The sequence below is a fragment of the Rubellimicrobium mesophilum DSM 19309 genome (assembly GCF_000600335.2).
GTDB classification, from domain to species: Bacteria; Pseudomonadota; Alphaproteobacteria; order Rhodobacterales; family Rhodobacteraceae; genus Rubellimicrobium; species Rubellimicrobium mesophilum.
Genome location: NZ_KK088637.1, coordinates 32825 through 53111, shown reverse-complemented (window position 1 = coordinate 53111; position 20287 = coordinate 32825). Strand labels below are relative to the sequence as shown.

The following is a 20287-nucleotide window of genomic DNA, read 5'->3' as shown; positions in this document are numbered from 1 at the left end:
ACATCCTGCAGGAGCCTTGACCATGGTCCGTTCGGCTGTCGCGCTCGCCCTTGGCCTCGTCCCCGCTGTCGCGTCCGCGCAGGCTCCGTGTCAGGAGATCCGCTTCGCCCCTGGCGCCTCGGAAGGCGTCGTCACGGGCGAGGTGCCGGCCGACAGCTCCCTGTGCTTCACCATCGAGGTGGGGGAGGGCCAGCACGCGGAGGTCTCGGTGGAGGATCTGGGCCCCGACGTCATGATCGTGACGGTCCCGGGTGTCAGCGAAGTCCAGGAATCCATCGACTGGACCACGCGGGCCGGGATCTACGAGATCCGCGTCATGCCTCTCTTCCGCTCTCGCGGATACAACGCGTTCCGGCTGCGCGTCGCCGTGTCCGGCGGCTGAGCGCTCCGGGCAGCGGCGGGAGACGATGACCTGAGGGCCTGCCCCCTTACCGGAAGCGATCCGCGAGCTTCTGGAGGGGGGAGCGCGAGTCCTCGGGAGGCGGCTCGGGCGCCTTGGCCTTCGGGGCGGCCTCGGGCGCGGGCTTGCCGGCGCGGGGCGGGTTCAGGCGGAGGGCGACCTTGTTCTGGAAGGTCGTCCAGTCGAGCGTGCCGAGGGCGGGGGCGGCGTCCTCCAGCCCTCGCAGGAGGTCCTCGACCCAGCCCTCGCGGTCGGCCTTGGGGAAGTCGTGGAGGACGTAGCCGGGCACGGCGTCCTTGTGGCCGGGGTGGCCGACGCCCAGCCGGACCCGGTGGTAGGCGTCGCCCACATGGGCGTGGAGCGAGCGCAGCCCGTTGTGGCCGGCGTGGCCGCCGCCGGTCTTGACCTTGAGCTTGGCGGGCGCGAGGTCGATCTCGTCGTGGAGCACGATCAGGTCGGCGAGGGGGACCTTGAGGAAGCGCATCGCCTCGCCCACCGAGCGGCCGGAGTCGTTCATGTAGGTCTGGGGCTTGAGGAGGAGGACCTTCTCGCCGCCGAGATGGCCTTCGGACGTCTGACCCTGGAAGCGCGAGCGCCAGGGGCCGAACCCGTGGGATTCGGCGATGCGGTCCACGGCCATGAAGCCGATGTTGTGGCGGTGGCGGGCGTATTGCGCGCCGGGGTTGCCGAGGCCGACGATGAGTTTCATGGGCGAGGTTCTAGTGCGGGGGCCGGGGGAAGGGAACCGGGGGTCGCCGCGCGACCATCGGGTGTCGCGGGAGTCCGGTCGGACGCGGGACCGGCGTGGGAAAGGAAGGCACGAGGAGGAGCCGGACGATGGGGCGTGGCGTGACCTGGTTGATCCTGGCGGTGGCGATCGTGGCGGAGGTGATCGCCACCACGGCGCTGTCGCGGTCGGAGAGCTTCACGAGGCTGGGGCCGGGGCTGCTCGCCGTCGTGGGCTATGCGGTGGCCTTCTGGCTCCTGTCCTTCCCGCTGCGGGTGATGCCGACGGGGGTGGTCTATGCGATCTGGTCGGGGCTCGGGATCGTGCTGATCGCCACGGTGGCCTGGGTCCGGCATGGGCAGAGGCTCGACGCGCCGGCGCTGATGGGGATGGGGCTCATCCTCGCGGGGTGCTGGTGGTGAACCTGTTCTCGACGACCGTGGGGCATTAGCGGGCCGGCGGCGGAGGATCGCCTCGAGCGGGACGAGGGTCAGGGCCGCCGTGAGGGCCAGGCCCCAGGCGAGGCTCGTGTGGCCGGCAAGGCCGAGGCCGAGGGTGCCCAGGGCGAAGGCTCCGGCCTTGAAGATCGCGAGGGCGCGGCCCCGGAGCCGGCGCGGGGAACGGGGCGCGTCGAAGGCGCCCCAGGCCAGCGCGAAGAGGGCGCCGCCGAGGAGGACCAGGGGCCAATGCAGGCGGCCCGGCGCGGCGAGGCCGGCGAGGAGCCCGGCGCCCCAGAGCGCCACGAGCTCGTCCAGGAAGGCGAGGAGGAGGTTCAGCGTCGTCATGGGGCCTCGGAGACGAAAACGGGACCCCGAGGGGTCCCGTTCGAAGCCGGAAGGCGCTCGGCCTCAGGAGGCCGGGGCGGGCTCGTCCACGTTGTCGGCGGCGCGCAGGCCCGAGGGGGCCGAGATGTTGGCGACGACGAAGTTCCGCTCGATGGTCGGCTTGGCGCCGGCGGGGAGCGGGATGTCCTGGATGTGGATCACGTCGCCCACGTCGCGGCCCGTCAGGTCCACGGTGATGTGGTCGGGGATGTCGCCGGCGGTGACCTCGAGCTCGACCTGCGGGCGGACGACGACGAGGGTGCCGCCGCGCTTGAGGCCCTGCGAGGCGCCGTGGTTCTCGAACACCACGTCGATGCGGAGGTTGATCCGCGTCGTGTCCGAGATGCGCAGGAAGTCGACGTGGGTCGGCAGGTCCTTGACGACGTGGCGCTGAACGCCGCGGCAGACGACGCGCTGATCTTCCTGTCCCTCGATCTTGAGGTTGAACATGGTCGACAGGAAGTGGCCCGCCTTGAGCCGCTTCATGAGCGCGTTGAAGTCGAGGTTGATGGGCAGGGGCTCTTGCCCGCCGCCGTAGACGATCCCAGGCACCGCGCCATCACGGCGAGCGGCGCGGGCGGCCCCCTTGCCCGTCCCCGCGCGAACCTGGGCCTGAAGGTCGATGACCTCGCCAGCCATTGGTGTTCTCCATAACAAAAGGGGCCGCCCTCCAAGGGTGCGCGGCCCGGTTGAGGCGGCCCCCTTAGCGCGAACGCGGGGGAAAGGGAAGAGGGGGGTGAGGCGCGCCCGGAAAACCATCCGGGGGATGGTTTTCAGCGCCGAACGCCCGGCTGGCAAGCCGGGCCGGCAGGGCGCGCCCGAGGTTGCCGCTGGGCAGGACCTCGGCGCGAGGACGGCCTTCGCCGGACGCCCCGGCCCCTTGCCCAGCATGTGCCGGGACGCCATGTAGGCCGGACGAGGACGACCTCGCCCGCTCATGGGATGCGACATCCGGGACGGCCCGGCCCGTTCAAGGAGGGCCGGAATGGCCTGGATCGCTTTGCTCTTCGCCGGGGGACTGTCAGGATATCTGTGAGCGAGGCCATGATGAAGGTGAGAAAGGACCTGAACCATGGCTATCGAGAAGGACGTTCTGGACCGGCTTCTGGCGGGGCGCGATCCGGGTGAGGTGTTCGCCCGGGGCGGGCTGCTGGACGATCTGAAGAAGGCGCTCTCCGAGCGCATCCTGAACGCCGAGTTGGACGCGCATCTGGATGGCGAGCGCGGCGAGGATGGGGGCGCTGCACGGCCCGCCAACCGGCGCAACGGGACGTCGCAGAAGACGGTGCTGACGGGCACCTCAAAGGTGCGCCTGGACATCCCCCGCGATCGGGCTGGCACATTCGATCCCCAGCTGATCGCCAAGTACCAACGCTGCTTCCCGGACTTCGACGACAAGATCATCTCGATGTAGGCGCGCGGCATGAGCGTGCGGGCGATCCGGGACCACCTCGAGGAGCTCTATGGCATCGAGGTCTCGCCAGACCTGATCTCGACCGTCACCAACGCCGTTCTCGACGAGGTCGCCGAGTGGCAGAACAGGCCGCTGGACGCCTGCTACCCCCGGTCTTCTTCGACGCGATCCGAGTGAAGATCCGCGACGAGGGCTTCGTTCGGAACAAGGCGGTCTACATCGCGCTCGGCATCTTACCTGACGGAGCGCGTGAGGTCCTGGGCCTGTGGATCGAGCAGACCGAGGGCGCGAAGTTCTGGCTGCGGGTGATGAACGAGCTCAAGACCCGCGGCCTGGCCGACGTGCTGATCGCGGTCACGGACGGGCTAAAGGGCTTCCCCGAGGCGATCGAAGCCGCCTTCCCGCATGCGGTCGTGCAGACCTGCCCTCGCCATGGTCTCTCGGACCAGTGGCGTTCCCATGGCTCGATGCATCTCATCCGCCACTCGCTCGAGTTCATGTCCTGGAAGGACCGCAAGGCCGTCATGCCCGAGTTGCGCGCCATCTACCGCGCTCAGGATGCAGACGCCGGTCTGGAGGCGCTAAAGGCCTTCGAAGCCGGCCCTTGGGGGCAGAGGTATCCCGCCATCGCGCGAAGCTGGCGGGCGAACTGGGATCGCGTGATCCCCTTCTTCGCCTTCCCCGAGGCCGTGCGCCGGATCGTGTACACGACGGATGAGATGGACAAGCGGTTTGTCGGGTCTTGTGCTATCCTCTCGTGGCGCGGGCGACCTCGTGGCGAAGAGCGGCGCATCGGCTGCAAGCGCCGCCAGGCCGCCTATTCCAGTCCTGCCGGCTTGAGGCGCCCGCGCACCCCGCTCGTCGGGCCGCGCGTCCTCCACCTCTCGACGAAGCGCTCGTAGTCCCGCTCCGCCTGCTGGGCGAGCTGCCGCTCCTGATCCCGCAGGTCCTTGACGTTGTAGGCGTAGGCCGGTCCGCGTCGGTTGCCCTTCTTCTGCGGAAGCCCGGCCTGGAGTTCCATTGCGCGCGTCTTGCTGGCGACGAGCGCCGGGCGCGCCCAGCGGTAGTCCTCGTCCTTGGTGAGCAGATGCCAGCAGAGCACCGTGAGCTTCCTGGCCAGGGCGACTGCGGCGATCTGGTGGCCGCGCTTGGCGCGGATGCGCACGAAGAAGGCGTGCAGCGGCCCCGGTGCCTTGGCCGCCGCCCAAGCCGCCTCGACGAGCATGGCCCTGGCATGGCTGCGGCCAGCCTTGCTGATCCGCCCATGATGCGCGGCTCCCAGACCGGACTGGCGGACACGGGGGTTCAGCCCGAAGTAGCTCACCAGCTTCTGAGGGTTCTTAAACCGGCCGATGTCGCCGATGGCCGCCACCAGGCCAGTCGCCACCGCGACGTTGACGCCGGTGATGGTCAGCAGTCGCCTCACGGCCGGATCCTCGAGCGACCCGCTCGCGATCTCCCGATCGAGGTCCTTCAGGTCCTCTTGGAGCCGGTCGAGCTCGCGCACATGCCGCTCGATGGCGGCGCGCTCGTCCTCCGGGACGGGCTGGCGCGACAGCCAGGCCCGCCCCCGGCCGTTGAACAGATCGGCATGCGGGCACCTCGGGATCAGGTGGGCGTGCAGGATGGCATGCACCTCGTTCTTGATCCGGGTCCGGTGGCGGACGACCTGGTAACGCCGCGCCGTCAAGCGTCGCAGCCGCTCGGTCTGCGGGTCCGGCGTCCAGATCTCCGGCAGGAACCCGGCGGCATAGAGGCTCGCCAGGGTGCCTGCGTCCACCTTGTCGGTCTTCACATGGGCATGGGCGATCGCCTTCACCTGAAGCGGGTTCGCGATCACCACCCGCGCCACGAAGGGCGACAGCACCCGCGACACGGCCATGCAGTTGCCGGTGGCCTCGATCACCACCTCGTCGGTCGTCAGGAGAGCCTTGCCCAGGCCCTCCAGCCCCGTCCGGGTCATATCGACCCGGCCGGCGTGCCGCAGCACGCCTCTCTCCCAGATCACCACCTCCCCGAAGGTCCGGTGGATGTCGATGCCGATCACGCGTCGCATGCTCGCCTCCATCGCAGCCCAAGTGGTGGGAGCGGTGGGGCGACACGACAACTACGGATCCGCGCTCTCAGCGCAACCGGGCGAGTCGCAGAGGCGGCCAGCTACTAACGCGAGCTCACAGCTCATCGAATGGACCGGCCTGCCCGCACCTTCGTGCTCCCGGTGCCTCCGTCCCGGATGCTCGCAGCATACACCACGACCCGAAGGTCACGGCAGGAACCTCGGCACCGAAATCCTCATACCGGTTACCAACGCCATCGAGGCGCTAAACTCCAAGCTGCGCCGCGCGGTCCGGGCACGCGGGCACTTCCCCAATGACGAGGCGGCCACCAAGCTGCTATACCTCGTGCTGAACCGGGCGGCCGAGGATTGGAAGCGACCGCCGCGCGAGTGGTTCGAAGCCAAGACCCAGTTCGCCATCGTCTTCGGCGAACGCTTCAAGGCCAGCTGAATGTACCCGGCCTCGCGCACAGACATCCTGACAGTCCCGCGCTGGTGGCAGCGGCGCCATTACCTCGAGGTCCCGCTGGAGCCGCTCGCCGATCGTCTCGCGATGACCGCGCAAGGTGTCGGCCTGCCGCTTGCGGCACTGCTCCGCCAGCCAGACGTTGAGGTCCTCCCAGGTCGCGAAGCGCGGCAGCGGCACCATGAAGTTGCGCCGTGCCCAGCCAACAATGCCTTCGACACTTCCCTTGTCGTTGCCCTTCCCGGGCCGCCCGTAGCGGTCCTGGATCACGTAGTGCGACAGGAACCCGCTGAAGAGCACCGCCCGCCGGCGTGACCCGTCCGGCAGGATACGCGCCACCAAGCAGCGGTCGTTGTCGTAGAGCACCGACAGCGGCACGCGCCCGAGGAATGCAAAGGCCTGGACGTGGCCATCCACCCACGCCTCGGCCGTCGCCGCCGGATAGGCTCGAACGTAACAGGCGTCGCTGTGCGGCAGGTCGAAGACAAAGAAGTGCGCCTTCTGCTCGACACCCCCGATCACCACCTGCACCTCACCGAAGTCCGCCTGGGCATGGCCGGGCGCATGGTGCAGCGGCACGAACATCTCCCGGCCGCGCCGCTCATGCTCGCGCAGGTAGTCCTTGATGATGGTGTAGCCGCCGGTGAAGCCGTGCTCCTCCCGAAGCCGGTCAAAGACCCGCTTGGCGGTGTGACGCTGCTTGCGAGGGCGATCCGCATCCTCCCGCAGCCACTGCTCAATGATCGCGGTGAACCCGTCCAGCTTCGGCCGCTTCACCGGCGCCGTCCGCCGGTAGCCCGGCGGCACCGAGTAGACGATCATCTTGTCGACGCTGTCGCGCGAGATCCCGAAGAGACGCGCGATCGCACGCTTGCTCAGGCCCTGCCTGAAGTAGGCCTGGCGCACCTTCCGATACAGCTCCACAGTGATAATGCCCCCGCCCTCCCTGCTGCCAGGAAGGACACATGTGGCCGACTATCGCGCCGCCCGCCGCGGGATCATCCCGCCGCTCCCGTGGCCGACTTTCTCACCGCCGTTCTCATCTGCTCCTGTGTGCGCAACAGGAACGGACCCACACCCGGGCTGTTCCCGATCACATCCCGAGAAACACCCGAGCGACCGCTTCGGCGCGCTCGCCCTCGATCTCACAGGCGACGCCGCACTCCTGCCAGTGATGTAAGCTAGAACTGGGCCCACTCGGTCGTGCAGCGCCGATGCGGCCCGCTCACCCGTCAGAACAACCAGCCGGGCTCTCCCGCAATCTGCAAGATTGGCGCCCAACCGAGTCACAGGGGCGTCCAGCGTCGACGGGAACAACGACGAGATCTAACGGTTCAGCGAGTCTGGGTTTAGTCTTGTCGAGATGGCAACACATCAGTCCACCAAGGCCGACCTCGGCCGCACGCTCGAGCGAGTGCGCCGTCACGGACCTCCACGGACGCCAAAGTTCGCCGGGCCGCGAACACTCCAGCCGAGCGGGACGGCGCCCTGTCATGGGTCAGCTCCAGTGCTGTGGACCGGCTTTAGGGTGGGTCCGATGCTGCCGTCTTCACATCTGAGATGCGCACGGAATGACCAGCCGGGACACCTTGGTTGTGACGCAGCGCGCAGTCGAAGAAATCCGGACGGGCTTCCAAACTGCCCATTGCGATCCCTCGTCGGCAAGTCATTGGCTGTCTGGGGACCCTGGTGGGGCCTGCCTTCGCTCTTCGGCCTCGGCCTCATGCCACTCGACGAAGAGGCTGTAGGCCACAGCCAGGAGCGTCGGGCCCAGGAAGATGCCGATGAACCCGAAGGCGAGCAGGCCGCCCAGGAAGCCCAGCAGGCCCAGCAGCAAGGGCAGGCTGTTCGATCGCGCCAGCAGATAAGGCCTGAGCACGTTGTCGATGGTGCTGACCAGGAACACGCCCCAGAGGACGACAAAGATGCCCCAGCCAATCGCTCCCTGGGCCAGAAGCCACAGCGCCACCGAGATCCAGACGAGCGGCGGACCGACAGGCAGGAACGAGAGAACGAACGTCAGGGAGCCCAGGAGCAGCGCCTGCGGCACCCCGGCGATCCAGAATCCTAGGGCGGCCAGCAGCCCTTGCGCCAGCGCCGTGCCAATCAGGCCGTAAACGGTGCCCTGAACGGTCTCGCCCACCACCAGAAGCAGGCGCGGCGCGCGCTCACCGGCGACCCGCTGGGCGCTTTGGCGCACGTAGGCCGCCAATATCCGCCCGTGCCGGTAGAAGAAGAAGGTGATGAACACGCTCAGCCCAAGCTCAAGGAGGCCCAAGCCAAGCACCGCCCCGCTGGCGACGGCCGCGCTGATGGCCGGCCCCCTCAGCTTTGTGAGCTCGATCACGAAGGCAGGGGCATTTAGGGCGAGACTCCCCCAGTAAGCCGCCAGGCGCTCGCCCAGGATCGGAAGCCCTGTGACCCAGGGCGGGGGTGGGGGCGGGCCTTCCGCCAGAATGCGGGTTGCGCCGGCAACCAGACCGCGGGTGCTTTCCGCCAGCGTGACCACCATCACGGCAAAGGGCGCGACCAGGACAAGGGTGACCAGCCCCGTCATCAGGGCGGCGGCCAGCGCTCGACGCCCGCCCACCACCCGCTCGCATTCCAGGTAGATGGGCCAGGTGGAGTAGCAGACGACTGCGGCCAGCAGCAGCGCCGACAGGAACGGCCATAGGACCACGGCGCACCCCAAGGCCAGCAGAAGAAGGGCGGCGATGCCGAGCGTCTGCTCGATGGGCTTGCCGAGGAACATCATGACTTAGGGACCTCGCATATCTCGGCCTGTACCCAATTGAAGGAAGCATCTGCGCGTAAGCTTTCAACCTGAGCCCGGCAGAGACCAGGTCGTGCTATCCCTCGTCCCTCGTGAGGCGGTCAAACAGCATCTGGCGCGGACTCGCCCTCCCCGTCTGAGGGTGCCAGACCATCTTATCGTGTTCCCGACTGGAGGTACGAACATGGCCCTGGCTTCCAAGTGGCGGGATCTGGCCCGCACCGCGGCCGCAGGCTGGTGGAACGACCGCGCCATGAGCCTGGGCGCGGCGATCTCGTTCTTTACGCTGTTCTCGCTGGCGCCGATGCTGCTCGCCGTCATCAGCGTGGCGGGGCTAGTCTATGGGCGCGAGGCGGCGCAGGGTGCCATCGTGGGCGAGCTGGGCGGCCTCCTGGGCGAGGAGGTTGCGACCGCCATCGAGGCGCTGATCGCCAGCGCCAGCGACTTCGGCTCCGGCGTGATCGGGACAACCATCGGTGTGGTCCTGTTCCTGATCCTGACCACCAGCGCCTTTGTGGAGATCCAGGACGACCTGAACGTCATCTGGAAGGTCCGGCCGGCCAGCACCGGGCTCGTGGGGCTGGTGCGCACGCGCCTTCTCAGCCTGTCGGTGGTGGCGGGCATCGGCTTCCTGCTTCTGGTCTCGCTGGTGATCGACGCCGGCGTTGCCGCGGTCGGGACCTATCTCGAGACCCGCGTCTCGGGTGGCCTAGTGCTCGTCCAACTCATCAACAGCACGGCGTCCTTCCTGTTCGCCACGCTTCTGTTCGCGATGATCTTCAAGGTCCTCCCCGCGGTGACCCTCACCTGGCGGGATGTCTGGACCGGGGCGGTCGTCACGGGCGTCCTGTTCACGGCCGGAAAGGTCCTGATCGGCGTCTACATCGGCCGCAGCGGGGTCGCCTCGGCCTACGGCGCCGCCGCGTCGGTCATCACCATCATGCTGTGGATCTACTACTCGTCGCTCATCCTGCTCTTCGGCGCCGAGTTCACCAAGGCCTATGCCGAGACCCACGGAAGTCGGGCCTGAGGGTGTTGGCCGGCAACGCGGACCTTGGTGTCGCAGATTAGGTGTCACCGAGACCGCCAGACCACATACAGCCGGACGCATCTGGCTGTGTTTTACGGGACGGCTATCTTCCAAGAGGTCTTGCCCGGACCCTCTGCGCCGTTCTGGGCTTCTGCCGCCTCGAGCGCCCCGCCTGAAGGCTGTGATCCCATATGGATGTCCTCACATTCGACTTCGCCTCGCACCAGTTGCTTCTGATGGTGATCGGGGCGGCGCTCCTGCTGTCCTACTGGCTGCCTCAGCTGGTGTTCCGCCGTCCGCCGTCTGCCTCGGCCGCCCTGATGATCTGCGGGTTCGGTGTGGCTGTCCTGTTTCCCGGGCTGTTCAGCCCGCTCGCCCCCCAAGCAGCGCCTGCATTCTGGGAGCTCTCGGCCGAGATCGTCGTCATCGTGGTCCTGTTCTCGACCGGGCTGCGGATCGACGACCTGGGTGGCTTTCGGCTTTGGCGCCCGACGATCGGACTGCTGGCCGTGACCATGCCGATCTCTATCGGGGCCGTGGCACTGCTGGGCTGGGGCCTGATCGGAATGACAGTTCCCGGCGCGATCCTGCTCGGGGCGGTCCTGGCACCGACCGATCCAGTCCTGGCCGGGGACGTACAGGTGGGCCCACCCCTCGAAGGGCGCGAGCACCCGGTCCGCTTCTCCCTGACCACTGAAGCCGGGCTCAACGATGGCCTCGCCTTCCCCTTCGTCTACCTGGCCCTGCACGCCGCCGCCGGCAGCCTGGGCGTCGCGGGGTGGGCCGAGTGGCTCGTTTGGGACGTCCTCTACAGGATCGGCGTCGGCGTGGCGCTCGGCGCCGGGATCGGCTGGCTCCTGGGGCAGGCTCTATTCGTCTATCCCGCCGGCAACACCCTCGCCAGGTCGGGTCCGGGGTTCTGGCACTGGCCGGCGTCCTCCTCTGCTACGGCCTCGTGGAACTTGCCGAAGGCTACGGCTTCGCGGCGGCCTTTGTCGCCGGGATGACCATGCGCCGGGTCGAGGCGAGCCACCCCTATCATCAGCGCCTGCACGTCTTCAGCGACGGCCTCGAGACCGCCATGACGGCCATCCTTCTCGTGCTCCTGGGTGGCATGATGCCGGCGCTCTGGCCCTACCTCGACTGGCGCCACGCCGTGATCGGCTTCGGGCTGATCCTCGTCATCCGCCCCCTGGCCGGGCTCCTGGGCCTTCTCGGCACGGCGCTCGAGCCACGCGAACGCGCCGTCGTGGCGTTCTATGGCGTGCGTGGCATCGGCTCGATCTACTACCTGGGCTACGCATCGACCCACGTGACCTTTATCGACCAGAACGAACTCTGGGCCTTGGTCTCATTCACCATCTTCGCCTCCACCGTTGTCCACGGGCTCACCGCTGGTGAGAGCGTGCGCCTTCTGGTGCGAGAGCCAAGGGAGTGAGCCCTCAAAGCGCGGTCAGCCCTGAGTGTCCGCCGTTCCGGGCCAAGAGACTAGAAGCGGGGAAGACGACGCTCGACCGTCTTGTGTGGGGGTCAGGCGGCCCTATCTCTGAATGAGGCGAACGCGCGATCGCGTTCAGCCACTTACCCCAAAGCACCGATCTTCTGATCCAGGTTTAGGCCCCGGTTGGGAGCGCTGCATCCAGGAGAATGGATCATGACCTCCGGCCAAGACACCGCAGAACGCCTGTGGCTCGAGCTGATATCGGGACATGCGCCGTCACCGACTACCAAGCCGGCTCAGGTTCGCCTGCCGCGAACGCCTCGCGAGAGCAAGGCCAGTGAGACCACGCGCGTGGCCCGCGCTCTGATCGACGAGACGACCGAGCTTCGGCAGGCCAACACGGCCCGGCTACGGCAGGCCAGGCTGAGCAAGGAGGCAGAGGACAGGACGCACGTGGCTCTGGCTCCCCCCAAGAAGGCGCGCCGCAAGGCCGGCTAAGCATGGGGCAGCAGGTCGTGTCGTCAGCTTTGCGCCAGGTCCAGGCGTCGGAGCAGGGGTCCTGCTGGGACGGGCCGCGCGAGGCTGACCTCTCGAAGAGCCGCGGTGCAGTCGGGCGGTGCTCATCCCGGCCACCTGCTCATCGGCTCGGCGAGGGCCGAGCGGGCGGCTTTGGCCGGGAAAGTATCTTTCGCCATACGATCCTACTAGGATGAGCCTCGCGGCCATGGCCCGGCGCTTGGAGTGGCGTCGACAGTTCGACCTCGGCCTGGCTGCTCCTCGGACATCGAAGCGGGGTAAGCGTCGTGAACCAAGTTGATGCGCTGCCACCCGACTTCTCGGTAGGTTTGGCGAACGCGGTCATCCTCGCGACGGATGCTCCCTCGCTGCTTCTCAGGGCTGATCTGACCGTGATGGTGGCCAGCCGCTCGTTCTGCCGGACCTTCGGCATCGATCCCGCTCAGACCGTGCTCCGCCCCTTGACCTCGCTGGGCGCTGGCGAGTGGAACATCCCGCAGCTCATTGCGCTCCTGCAGGCAACGGCGTCCGGGTATGCCGCCGTCGAGAGCTACGAGATGGACTTCCATCGCGAGGGCCAGCCTGTCCGTCATCTCCTGATCAATGCCCGCAAACTGAACTACCCAAGCGATGAGAGCGCCACCCTCCTGCTCTCCTGTGTGGACGTGACCGAGGCGCGCCATCGCGAGCAGCAGAAGGAGGACCTGTTGCGGGAGAAGGCGGTGCTGCTGCGGGAGCTGAACCATCGCATCGCCAACAGCCTGCAGATCATCGCCAGTGTGCTGCTGCAGGGCGCCCGGACGGTGCAGTCCGAGGAGGCTCGCCTCCATATCAACGAGGCCCATCACCGGCTGATGTCGGTAGCCGAGCTGCAACGGCAGCTCGCGCTCTCTCACCTCGAACGTGTGGTCTTGGCCGACTACCTGGCCAGTCTCTGCCGCAGCATCGGGGCGTCGATGATCCGCGACCCCTCACGGCTGACGATCGAGGTCGATGTGGACGACAGCGTCGTCACGCCGGAGGTGTCCCTGAGCTTGGGCCTGATCGTCACCGAGCTCGTGATCAATGCCCTGAAGCATGCGTTTCCTGACCAGAGGGGCGGCCGGATCGTTGTGGGCTTTGCCTCGACCGGTGAGGGCTGGGAACTGACTGTTCGGGATGACGGGGTGGGGCTGCCTGAAGGGCCCGATCAGGCGAAGGCTGGCCTCGGCTCGAACATCGTCAGGGCTCTGGTGATGCAGCTCGACGCCACCATCTCGATGGCGGCGGTCAACCCTGGGACTCTGGTCTCGGTCACACATGATGCGGCGGATGCCGCCAACGCACAGCCGACGCCCGCGGCCGTGTAAGCGCAATCCGAGCAGCACGTCCGTTGCTGCGTGGCAGACCGCCGCCCGTGAACCTGCCTCGGCCGACAACATGACGATGATCCCGGAGGCGAACGGGTTAAGCTCAGATCCAAGCCCAAGGGCAACGGCGCTTGGCTGAGGTCGGAACGGTCGCCGGCAGCAGCCTGTCCCTGCTTCCGCCGCCTCACGGTCCATCACGACCGTAGGCCCGACAGCCCCTAAGCGTTCTTGCCGCTCACCTCCTCACCCATCTGCTGGAGCTACGTCCAGCGCGGGGTTTTGTTAACCCCTTCAATCCGTGGCCCACACCTGGGGCCGCATGGTCACGATACGTCGGCACCGCTCCACCTGTGCAGCCGCCGCGGGCCCGAGTGGCCCGGCCAAGTCCGGCCGCTCGCCTCCGTCCCAGGCGTCCACGATGGCCTGACAGGCGTCCTGCCATGGAGCCGCTCCCCTGAGAACCTCCTCGACGTCGGCCGAAGCGGCCAGGGGCGCAAATCGGGACTGGGCGGCGTTCCACTCGGACCACCCCCACCACCCCACGGCCGTCAGCACGGCAGCGCAGGTCACGACATTCAAGACCTTCAGTTCCGCGAGCATAGGTCCGTCCCGCTCCGGAGTGAACAGCCCCGAAGGGGCTCGACCGCCATCTCAGCGCTTTGGATAGAGAGTCGGCAGGGGCGTGTCCGCGGCTGTGCTGCCGCCCTCTCCCTGCCACACCGCCTTGGCGTTCTCACTCTGGCCGGGCTGGATCCTGTTCAGTGCGTCGTTCTCCGCAACCCGCCGGTCCCTGTCGGCCGACCGGCGCACCTGAGCCATGGTGGCTTCGTCAAAAGTGATGTGGATGCTGGGCTTGGGGGTAGCGTTGTCCATCAGAGGATTCTCCATGATCCGCGAAGAACCTCGCGGGGGCAGTCGGGGTGGGCCAGAGCGCTGAGCCTGCGAGCGAGCCGCCCGGGGAGCGGAAGAGAAGAACCCCCGAAGCGCCCTTGGTTGCGGCCAGATCTTAACGGGCCGGATCGGGAGTAGGCTTGTCACCGGGATAGACCCAGTTCACCTCACCCTCCCGCTGGGCTTTGCGGACCTTCTCCGCTGACCAGTCTGCGCGGGCTTTGTCGAGTTCGTGCTGAGCGAGGTTGATGCTGGGCTTGGGGGTGTCGGCGTCCATGTCAGGAGCCTCCATGATCCCGCGAAGGAATACCTCGTGGGCATCACATACATGGGGATGAGCAGGGCCCATTACGAGGGCGTGGCGCTCACCACCAGCACCTGCTCAGGCTTAGGGTTCTTACATCCAGACGGGATGTTGGTGCGGACCGGGACGGAGAGGCTCTCCACGTGAGATCCTGAGAGTGCGACACGGAAAGGGACGTAGCGATCCCGGCTCCCTTCTTATGCAGAGAGGACATCCCGGCCAGCCGGGCTAGGTCCAAGCTTGCGCGCAGCCGGGCTGGAGTGGATTGCTCACGATCCGCAAGCGCAGATCAGGAACAGGCAGGAAACGGCGTGCCGCGAGCAGCCTTGAAGCCGAATGGCGACGACAGCCGGTACCGCCTGCTGCTGGAGGCCATCACCGATTACGCGATCTACATGCTGGACGCCCAGGGCCGGGTCTCGAGTTGGAACGCCGGGGCGGAGCGCTTCAAGGGCTACACCGCGTCCGAGATCTTGGGCCAGCACTTCTCCCGATTCTACACGGAAGAGGATCGGGCCAACGAATTACCCCAGCGGGTCCTCCGGACCGCCGAGAGCGAGGGTCGCTTTGAGGGCGAGGGCTGGCGGGTAAGGAAGGACGGCAGCCGCTTCTGGGCCCATGTCGCCGTCGACCCGATCCGCTCGCCCACGGGCACGCTCCTGGGCTACGCCAAGATCACCTGCGACCTGACCGAGAAGAGGGCCGCGGACGAGGCGCTACGCCAAAGCCAGGAGCAGTTCCGCCTGCTCGTCCAGGGCGTGACCGACTACGCCATCTACATGCTCGACTCCTCGGGACGGGTGGCCAGCTGGAACGCCGGCGCACGGCGCATCAAGGGCTACGAGCCCGACGAGATCGTCGGCGAGCACTTCTCCCGCTTCTACACGGAGGAGGACCGGGCCACGGACTTGCCCCGCCGGGCGCTCGAGACGGCCGAGCGCGAGGGCCGCTTCGAGCACGAGGGCTGGCGGGTCAGGAAGGACGGCAGCCGGTTCTGGGCCAGCGTTATCGTGGACCCGATCTGGGATGATGCGGGCCAGCTCATCGGCTTCGCCAAGGTGACCCGCGACATCACCGAGAAGCGCGAGGCGCAGCAGGCGCTCGAGCGGGTGCAGGAGGAGCTCCTGCAGTCCCGCAAGATGGAGGCCCTGGGCCAGCTCGCCGGCGGCATCGCGCACGACTTCAACAACCTCCTCATGGCTATCACCGGCAGCCTGGAGCTCCTGCAGAAGCGGGTGCCGGACGACCCCCGGATCACACGGCTCCTCGACAATGCGCTCCAGGGCGCTCACCGCGGCGCTGCGCTAACCACGCGCATGCTGGCCTTCTCGCGGCGCCAGCCCTTAGAGCCGCAGGAGGTCGACCTGCCGGCCCTGGTGCGGGGCTTGGGCGACCTCCTGCGGCTCTCGATGGGCGGCAACATCGCCATCGAGTCGCGAGCGCCGTTCTCGGTCCTGCCGGTGATGGTCGATCCGAACCAGCTCGAGCTGGCGCTGCTCAACGTGGCCGCGAACGCTCGGGACGCCATGCCCCAGGGCGGCACGCTGACCATCAGCATCTCCAGCGAGGAGGTGCCGTTGGACGAGCCGGCAGGGCTGAAGGCCGGCTCCTACGTGCGCCTGTCGGTGAGCGACACCGGTGAGGGTATGGACGAGACGACGCTGGCCCGGGCGGTGGACCCGTTCTTCACAACCAAGGGTCCGGGCGAGGGCACGGGACTGGGGCTGTCGACAGTTCACGGGCTGCTGGAGGACTCGGGCGGGCGGCTGGTCCTGGCGAGCAGTAAGGGCGAAGGCACCACGGTGGAGATGTGGCTCCCGGCAGCGGTGGCTTCTCACTCGGTCGAGACCGGACCGCTCACCAGCGCAACCGAAGACGCGCCCGGCCAGGCACCTCTCACAGTGCTGGCCGTGGATGACGATGAGTTGGTGCTGATGAACACCGTCATTATGCTCGAGGATCTCGGATACCAAGTCATCGAGGCCCGTAGCGGAGCCGAGGCGCTGCAACTCCTCAGCGAGACCAAGGTCGATCTGGTCATCACCGACCAGGGCATGCCTCGGATGAGCGGGACCGAGCTGGCCGCCGCGGCCCGGCAGACCCACCCGGGCCTGCCCGTGATTCTTGCGACCGGATATCTGGATCTGCCCAAGGAGGCCGAAGACCTCGGGTTGCCGAAGCTGGATAAGCCGTTTAGCCAGGATCAGCTCCAGGCCATCATCCGTGAGAAGATGAAGTGAGCCACGGGCGCGGCGACCCTAGGCCCCTGAGGTTGGAAGCGGCCACAGGATACGAGGTGACGTGCCGGGACCAGCATGGCGCGTCTGTCACCCGGGGCAGTCCCGGAAGGCCGCGCAGCGCAGCCAGGCGACCTGACACCGAGCCCCGCACCACGGTCGCGGAGCCCTGGACGGGTCAGTCGTCGAGCCGCCTTGCTTCCCCGTCCTGCAGGCCCAGAGCCCGGGCCCGGGCGAGGACGTCCAGGCCGGACTCAACAATCCTTGGGTCCCGGCCTTCGATCTGCGTCAGCAGATCACGGGCATAGCGCGCCACTCCGATCCATCTCACGAACTCTCGCCCTCGCGGGGCGTCCACATCCCTTAACGTGGTCTCGATGATGAAGCCTTCCATGCTTTCAACATGGGCCGATCAGGCAGGCCACGCAATGGAACTGCCGCGTTTCGCAGCAAAGCGCTCCAACGAGAGCACTCTGCTCAGGGACAAGGACTGGCACGGAACGTCCAGCCCTTCGCTGCCCGTCATTTCCCGCCGTGCCCTTACAATCGCCAGTTTCGGGGTTATGTTGCAGTGCAGCATCGACATGCGGCGAGTCCTCGTCGGGTGATCCTGCTTTCTCTGCTTTGAGCCGCCAGCGTCGGACCACCCGCACCTCAGTGCCGGGCTCTTGACGTGTGTCTGCGGCTCTGAGCGGCCCATAAGGACTTTACTCCCATGACCCTGCGCCAGACGATCCAGGCCGCGCCTGCGAAGACGACCGAGCTGATCACCAAGCTTGCCGCCACCTCGAACCAGGCGCTGAAGACCCGCGAGAGCCTGTTTGCGGACCTCACCGAGGAACTCACCCGCTATGTGGAGATCGAGGAGCAGCATCTCCTGCCCTTGCTCCGCAAGCATCCGGAGACCAAGGACCTTGCTGCCCAGGCTCTGAAGGGCAACAAGGACCTGCGCGCCGCTCTAGCGAAGCTGGCCGGCATGCCCAAGGACAATGACGCGTTCCTGGCCGAGCTCGCCGAGCTCAACAAGGGCTTCCAGCAGCATGTCCGGAATGAGACCAAGGACCTCCTTCCGGCGGTCCTGAAGGCGCTGAGCGACGATGAAGCCGGCGCCCTGGCCGCCAGCATGGAGGGCGCCGTCGCCGAGGCCGAGCAGGCCAAGCGCGACGCGAAGCGCGAAGAGGCGGCTCAGGCCAAGCGCCAGGCGGAAGAAGCGGAGCAGGCCGCCGAAGCCCAGCGGGCGGAGGTTCGCGCCCAGAAGGCGGCCGAGCGGGAAGAGAAGCGCGAGGAAGCAGCCCAGGCCAAGCGCCAGGCTGAAGAGGTCGAGCAGGCCGCCGAGGCTCAGCGGGCCGTGGTTCGCGCGCAGCAGGCGACCGCCCAGAGCGCGCGCGAGAGCACCGAGAAGGTGGTTGAGATAGTCGGACGTGGCGCCGCCTCCCTGCAGGACAGCGCGCGCCAGGTCACCACGAGCCTGACAGAGCGGGTGCAAGAGATCGCCTCGGAGGCGCGCGACGCCATGGCCGTCTACAATGGCTCGTCGGAGCCGTTTGCCGGGGACTTGCAGGCTATCCGGGCGTCGTCCGCCGTCTCGCGCGGTGCTGTCCTGGAAGTCGGAACGGCATGGGCGGAATGGCTCGGTCGCGCCACTCGCGCCAACGCCGAGATGTCCCAGCAGCTGATCCAGTGCCGGAGCGTGAAGCAGGCGGCGGAGCTCCAGCAGCAGTTCGTCGGCACCGTGATGCGCAACTGGATGGAAAGCAGCACCAAGATGCTCCAGATCACCCAGCGCGCCTCCCAGGACGCCCTGGCCCCGCTCGATGGCCGTCTGAGCGAAACGGCCTGACAACCCTCTTGAGTGCCCCAGTGACGCGAGGTCCGCAGCCGCAAGAGGCGGCGGCTCGACAGCCCGAGGGCATTCGGCTGGGGCGCAGCAGTCATAATGGCTGTTGCGCTCCCGCTTCTTCGAGCCCGCAAAGGAGACATCGATGACGGCCGCAAACGACGCCTGGGCCGAGCTCATGAAGGCCAGCTTTGGGCTGGTGAGGACGGGCATGCAGGTCAGCGAGATGATGGTGGCGTCCGGCAGCGTCATCGGCGCGCGGATGACCATTATGGGCCACGCCGCTCGACGTCCGACTGAGGGCAACTATGCCGAGATCACCGGCATGGTCGCCGAGAAGGTGGTAGCCGTCTCCAGGGTGAACGAGACTCTCGCCGACCAGTGGTCGGCCATGCTGCTCGACACCTTCGAGCAGGCGCGGCATTTCTGCGATCAAGCCCTCAGCGGACGTCCTTTAAGCACGGGCGACTGCTCAGCGATGTCGGAGCGCTGGGTCGCACATGGCACCCGCATGATGACCCGAACCATGCAAACGGGTGGATTGGCTCTGGCGCCCGTCCACCAACAAGCGACCGCCAACGCGCGGCGCTTGAGCTAGCGCAAGCTTTGTTTTCCTGGGCAATGACCCGCAAGGCGGGTCATTGCCCAACCTTGTTTCCCGCACCCTGCCTCGAACATCCGATTGAGGAGGCGCAGTCGTGGACCAAGGCTCAACCTCGGGAGCCGTGCCGCACCTCTCGGTGATGAGATCCACCGCCTTCTGCGCCTCGCTGGCCGCCCGGAAGATGGCCTTCTTTTCCTCGGCCAGAGCTTTCTGGCCTGCTGCCGGTTTCGTGGACACGACGATAAGATCGTGACCTTGGAACTGGAGAGTGCCGATGAGGCGGAAGTTCAGCCGCGAGTTCAAGCTCGAGGCGGTGAAGCTGGTGAGGGAGCGCGGCGTGTCGGTCGCGCAAGCCTGTCGCGACCTGGACGTGGCCGAGAGCGTGCTGCGACGCTGGATGCGGGAGCTGGCGGAGGCGCCGGCCAGTGCATTCCCTGGCCACGGGCAGATGCGCTCCGAGCAGGCCGAGATCGCGGCCCTGAAGAAGGAGGTCGCCCGGCTCAAGGCGGAGCGTGACATTCTAAAAAAGGCGGCCGCGTTCTTCGCGAGGGAGTCGACATGAAGTTCGGCTTCATCGCGAAGCACCGCCACATCTGGCCGGTCTCCTGGCTCTGCGAGACACTAGATGTGTCGCGCTCGGGCTTTCATGCCTGGCTGAGCAGGCCGGCCAGCGACCATCAGCTCTACGATGAACAGCTGTTGGAACTGATCACCCAGAGCTTCCGACGCAGTGACCGCACCTATGGAGCGCGCAGGGTCTGGCACGATGTGCTGGCCGAAGGCTTCGCTTGCGGCCTGCATCGCGTCGAACGGCTGATGAGAGTGAACGGGCTGCGAGCCAGGCCCAGGCGTCGTGGACTGCCGAAGGATGACGGCCTGCGCTCCGTCATTGCCGACAACATTCTCGACCGCGACTTCCAGGCGGACCGGCCCAACCAAAAGTGGCTGGCGGACTTTACCTACCTCTGGACGGCCGAAGGTTGGCTCTACGTGGCCGTCGTGCTGGACCTCTTCTCGCGCCGGATCGTGGGCTGGTCGATGAAGGCCGAGCGGGACGCCCAGCTCGTCATGGATGCGCTGATGATGGCGGTCTGGCGAAGAGGCAAGGCCGATGCCCTGCTTCATCATTCAGACAGTCAGAAGATGGTGGCCAGTTCCTGGGCGGTCTGACCCCAACACTGATCGACCGTTTGGTAGGCTGGCGCCGCAAGGCGTCCTGCGCGATCTGACCCACACTCTGATCGACCGCTCGTGTCTTTCCTTGGACCTGTCGGTCGCCCGGGAACGCCTTGCGGTGGGGCTTCGCCTCGCCGATGCCTGTGACCCGAGAAGGGCCTGACCGAGTTGGTCACGTGACTGTCCTGTCCATGCATCCGGTCCTGGCGAAGCCGTTCTGAGGCGGTCGTACCCGGGAGGCC

Annotated in this window: 17 protein-coding genes and 6 pseudogenes; 13 read left to right on the top strand and 10 right to left on the bottom strand. The window is 67.2% G+C overall.

Annotated elements, in window-relative coordinates:
* Positions 1-22: 22 nt before the first annotated feature.
* Positions 23-382 carry a hypothetical protein gene (locus RUMESO_RS22925; RefSeq protein WP_037284277.1) on the top strand — a complete coding sequence of 120 codons (360 nt, stop codon included), beginning with the start codon at positions 23-25 and terminating at the stop codon, positions 380-382.
* A gap of 46 nt (positions 383-428) precedes the next feature.
* Here RUMESO_RS22925 and pth read toward each other — a convergent pair whose 3' ends face one another.
* On the bottom strand, positions 429-1109 hold the full coding sequence (gene pth / locus RUMESO_RS22920; RefSeq protein WP_037284274.1) for an aminoacyl-tRNA hydrolase: 681 nt from the start codon (positions 1107-1109) through the stop codon (positions 429-431).
* 128 nt (positions 1110-1237) lie between these two features.
* Between pth and RUMESO_RS22915 the strand changes: the two are divergent.
* A pseudogene (locus RUMESO_RS22915) lies at positions 1238-1578 on the top strand (SMR family transporter).
* Between the two features lie 58 nt (positions 1579-1636).
* Here RUMESO_RS22915 and RUMESO_RS28750 read toward each other — a convergent pair.
* Positions 1637-1912 (bottom strand): annotated as a pseudogene (locus tag RUMESO_RS28750) (DUF2568 domain-containing protein); the annotation flags it as partial.
* 63 nt (positions 1913-1975) lie between these two features.
* The gene (locus RUMESO_RS22910; protein WP_037284272.1) at positions 1976-2590 is read right to left on the bottom strand and encodes a 50S ribosomal protein L25/general stress protein Ctc; all 615 of its coding nucleotides are present in this window, start codon (positions 2588-2590) and stop codon (positions 1976-1978) included.
* 433 nt (positions 2591-3023) lie between these two features.
* Here RUMESO_RS22910 and RUMESO_RS22905 point away from each other — a divergent pair.
* Positions 3024-4090 (top strand): annotated as a pseudogene (locus RUMESO_RS22905) (IS256 family transposase); the annotation flags it as partial.
* A gap of 92 nt (positions 4091-4182) precedes the next feature.
* Here RUMESO_RS22905 and RUMESO_RS22900 read toward each other — a convergent pair.
* Complete coding sequence (locus RUMESO_RS22900; protein ID WP_425414949.1) at positions 4183-5403, bottom strand: IS110 family RNA-guided transposase; 1221 nt, start codon at positions 5401-5403, stop codon at positions 4183-4185.
* A 256-nt stretch (positions 5404-5659) separates the two neighbouring features.
* Between RUMESO_RS22900 and RUMESO_RS24730 the strand changes: the two are divergent.
* A pseudogene (locus RUMESO_RS24730) lies at positions 5660-5872 on the top strand (transposase); the annotation flags it as partial.
* On the opposite strand, the pseudogene istA reads toward RUMESO_RS24730, so the two are convergent.
* Both istA and RUMESO_RS22890 read right to left on the bottom strand, forming a co-directional pair.
* Positions 5840-6811, bottom strand: a pseudogene (gene istA, locus RUMESO_RS22895) (IS21 family transposase); the annotation flags it as partial. The pseudogenes RUMESO_RS24730 and istA sit on opposite strands and share 33 nt — an antisense overlap.
* Before the next feature lie 742 nt (positions 6812-7553).
* Positions 7554-8642, bottom strand: a complete 1089-nt coding sequence (locus tag RUMESO_RS22890; protein WP_037284266.1) for an AI-2E family transporter — start codon at positions 8640-8642, stop codon at positions 7554-7556.
* Between the two features lie 202 nt (positions 8643-8844).
* On the opposite strand from RUMESO_RS22890, the gene RUMESO_RS22885 reads away from it, so the two are divergent.
* From RUMESO_RS22885 to RUMESO_RS22870, 5 genes are all read left to right on the top strand, one after another.
* Positions 8845-9690: a YihY/virulence factor BrkB family protein gene (locus RUMESO_RS22885; RefSeq protein ID WP_037284263.1), complete on the top strand. Its 846-nt coding sequence runs from the start codon at positions 8845-8847 to the stop codon at positions 9688-9690.
* 191 nt (positions 9691-9881) lie between these two features.
* Complete coding sequence (locus RUMESO_RS28040) at positions 9882-10697, top strand: cation:proton antiporter domain-containing protein (protein ID WP_281177605.1); 816 nt, start codon at positions 9882-9884, stop codon at positions 10695-10697.
* On the top strand, positions 10646-11128 hold the full coding sequence (locus RUMESO_RS28035; RefSeq protein WP_281177604.1) for a cation:proton antiporter domain-containing protein: 483 nt from the start codon (positions 10646-10648) through the stop codon (positions 11126-11128). The genes RUMESO_RS28040 and RUMESO_RS28035 overlap by 52 nt, the downstream gene beginning before the upstream one ends.
* A 216-nt stretch (positions 11129-11344) precedes the next feature.
* The gene (locus tag RUMESO_RS22875; protein WP_211262982.1) at positions 11345-11629 is read left to right on the top strand and encodes a hypothetical protein; all 285 of its coding nucleotides are present in this window, start codon (positions 11345-11347) and stop codon (positions 11627-11629) included.
* A 305-nt stretch (positions 11630-11934) separates the two neighbouring features.
* Positions 11935-12996 carry a sensor histidine kinase gene (locus tag RUMESO_RS22870; protein WP_211262981.1) on the top strand — a complete coding sequence of 354 codons (1062 nt, stop codon included), beginning with the start codon at positions 11935-11937 and terminating at the stop codon, positions 12994-12996.
* 291 nt (positions 12997-13287) lie between these two features.
* On the opposite strand, the gene RUMESO_RS22865 is transcribed toward RUMESO_RS22870, so the two are convergent.
* The 3 genes from RUMESO_RS22865 to RUMESO_RS25490 all read right to left on the bottom strand — a co-directional run bounded on the left by RUMESO_RS22865 (position 13288) and on the right by RUMESO_RS25490 (position 14164).
* Positions 13288-13596, bottom strand: coding sequence for a hypothetical protein (locus tag RUMESO_RS22865; RefSeq protein WP_037284259.1), 309 nt, complete (start codon positions 13594-13596; stop codon positions 13288-13290).
* A gap of 51 nt (positions 13597-13647) precedes the next feature.
* Positions 13648-13869, bottom strand: coding sequence for a hypothetical protein (locus RUMESO_RS22860; RefSeq protein WP_037284257.1), 222 nt, complete (start codon positions 13867-13869; stop codon positions 13648-13650).
* 133 nt (positions 13870-14002) lie between these two features.
* Positions 14003-14164, bottom strand: coding sequence for a hypothetical protein (locus RUMESO_RS25490; RefSeq protein ID WP_156363070.1), 162 nt, complete (start codon positions 14162-14164; stop codon positions 14003-14005).
* Between the two features lie 338 nt (positions 14165-14502).
* On the opposite strand from RUMESO_RS25490, the gene RUMESO_RS22855 reads away from it, so the two are divergent.
* Positions 14503-16431: a hybrid sensor histidine kinase/response regulator gene (locus RUMESO_RS22855; protein ID WP_037284256.1), complete on the top strand. Its 1929-nt coding sequence runs from the start codon at positions 14503-14505 to the stop codon at positions 16429-16431.
* Between the two features lie 175 nt (positions 16432-16606).
* On the opposite strand, the gene RUMESO_RS22850 is transcribed toward RUMESO_RS22855, so the two are convergent.
* Positions 16607-16822 carry a hypothetical protein gene (locus RUMESO_RS22850; protein WP_037284254.1) on the bottom strand — a complete coding sequence of 72 codons (216 nt, stop codon included), beginning with the start codon at positions 16820-16822 and terminating at the stop codon, positions 16607-16609.
* A 321-nt stretch (positions 16823-17143) separates the two neighbouring features.
* Here RUMESO_RS22850 and RUMESO_RS22845 point away from each other — a divergent pair, with 321 nt between their 5' ends.
* The 3 genes and pseudogenes from RUMESO_RS22845 to RUMESO_RS22830 all read left to right on the top strand — a co-directional run.
* The gene (locus tag RUMESO_RS22845; RefSeq protein ID WP_051521627.1) at positions 17144-18268 is read left to right on the top strand and encodes a hemerythrin domain-containing protein; all 1125 of its coding nucleotides are present in this window, start codon (positions 17144-17146) and stop codon (positions 18266-18268) included.
* A gap of 142 nt (positions 18269-18410) precedes the next feature.
* On the top strand, positions 18411-18863 hold the full coding sequence (locus RUMESO_RS22840; protein WP_037284251.1) for a hypothetical protein: 453 nt from the start codon (positions 18411-18413) through the stop codon (positions 18861-18863).
* A gap of 280 nt (positions 18864-19143) precedes the next feature.
* A pseudogene (locus RUMESO_RS22830) lies at positions 19144-20024 on the top strand (IS3 family transposase); the annotation flags it as partial.
* Between the last annotated feature and the right edge of the window lie 263 nt (positions 20025-20287).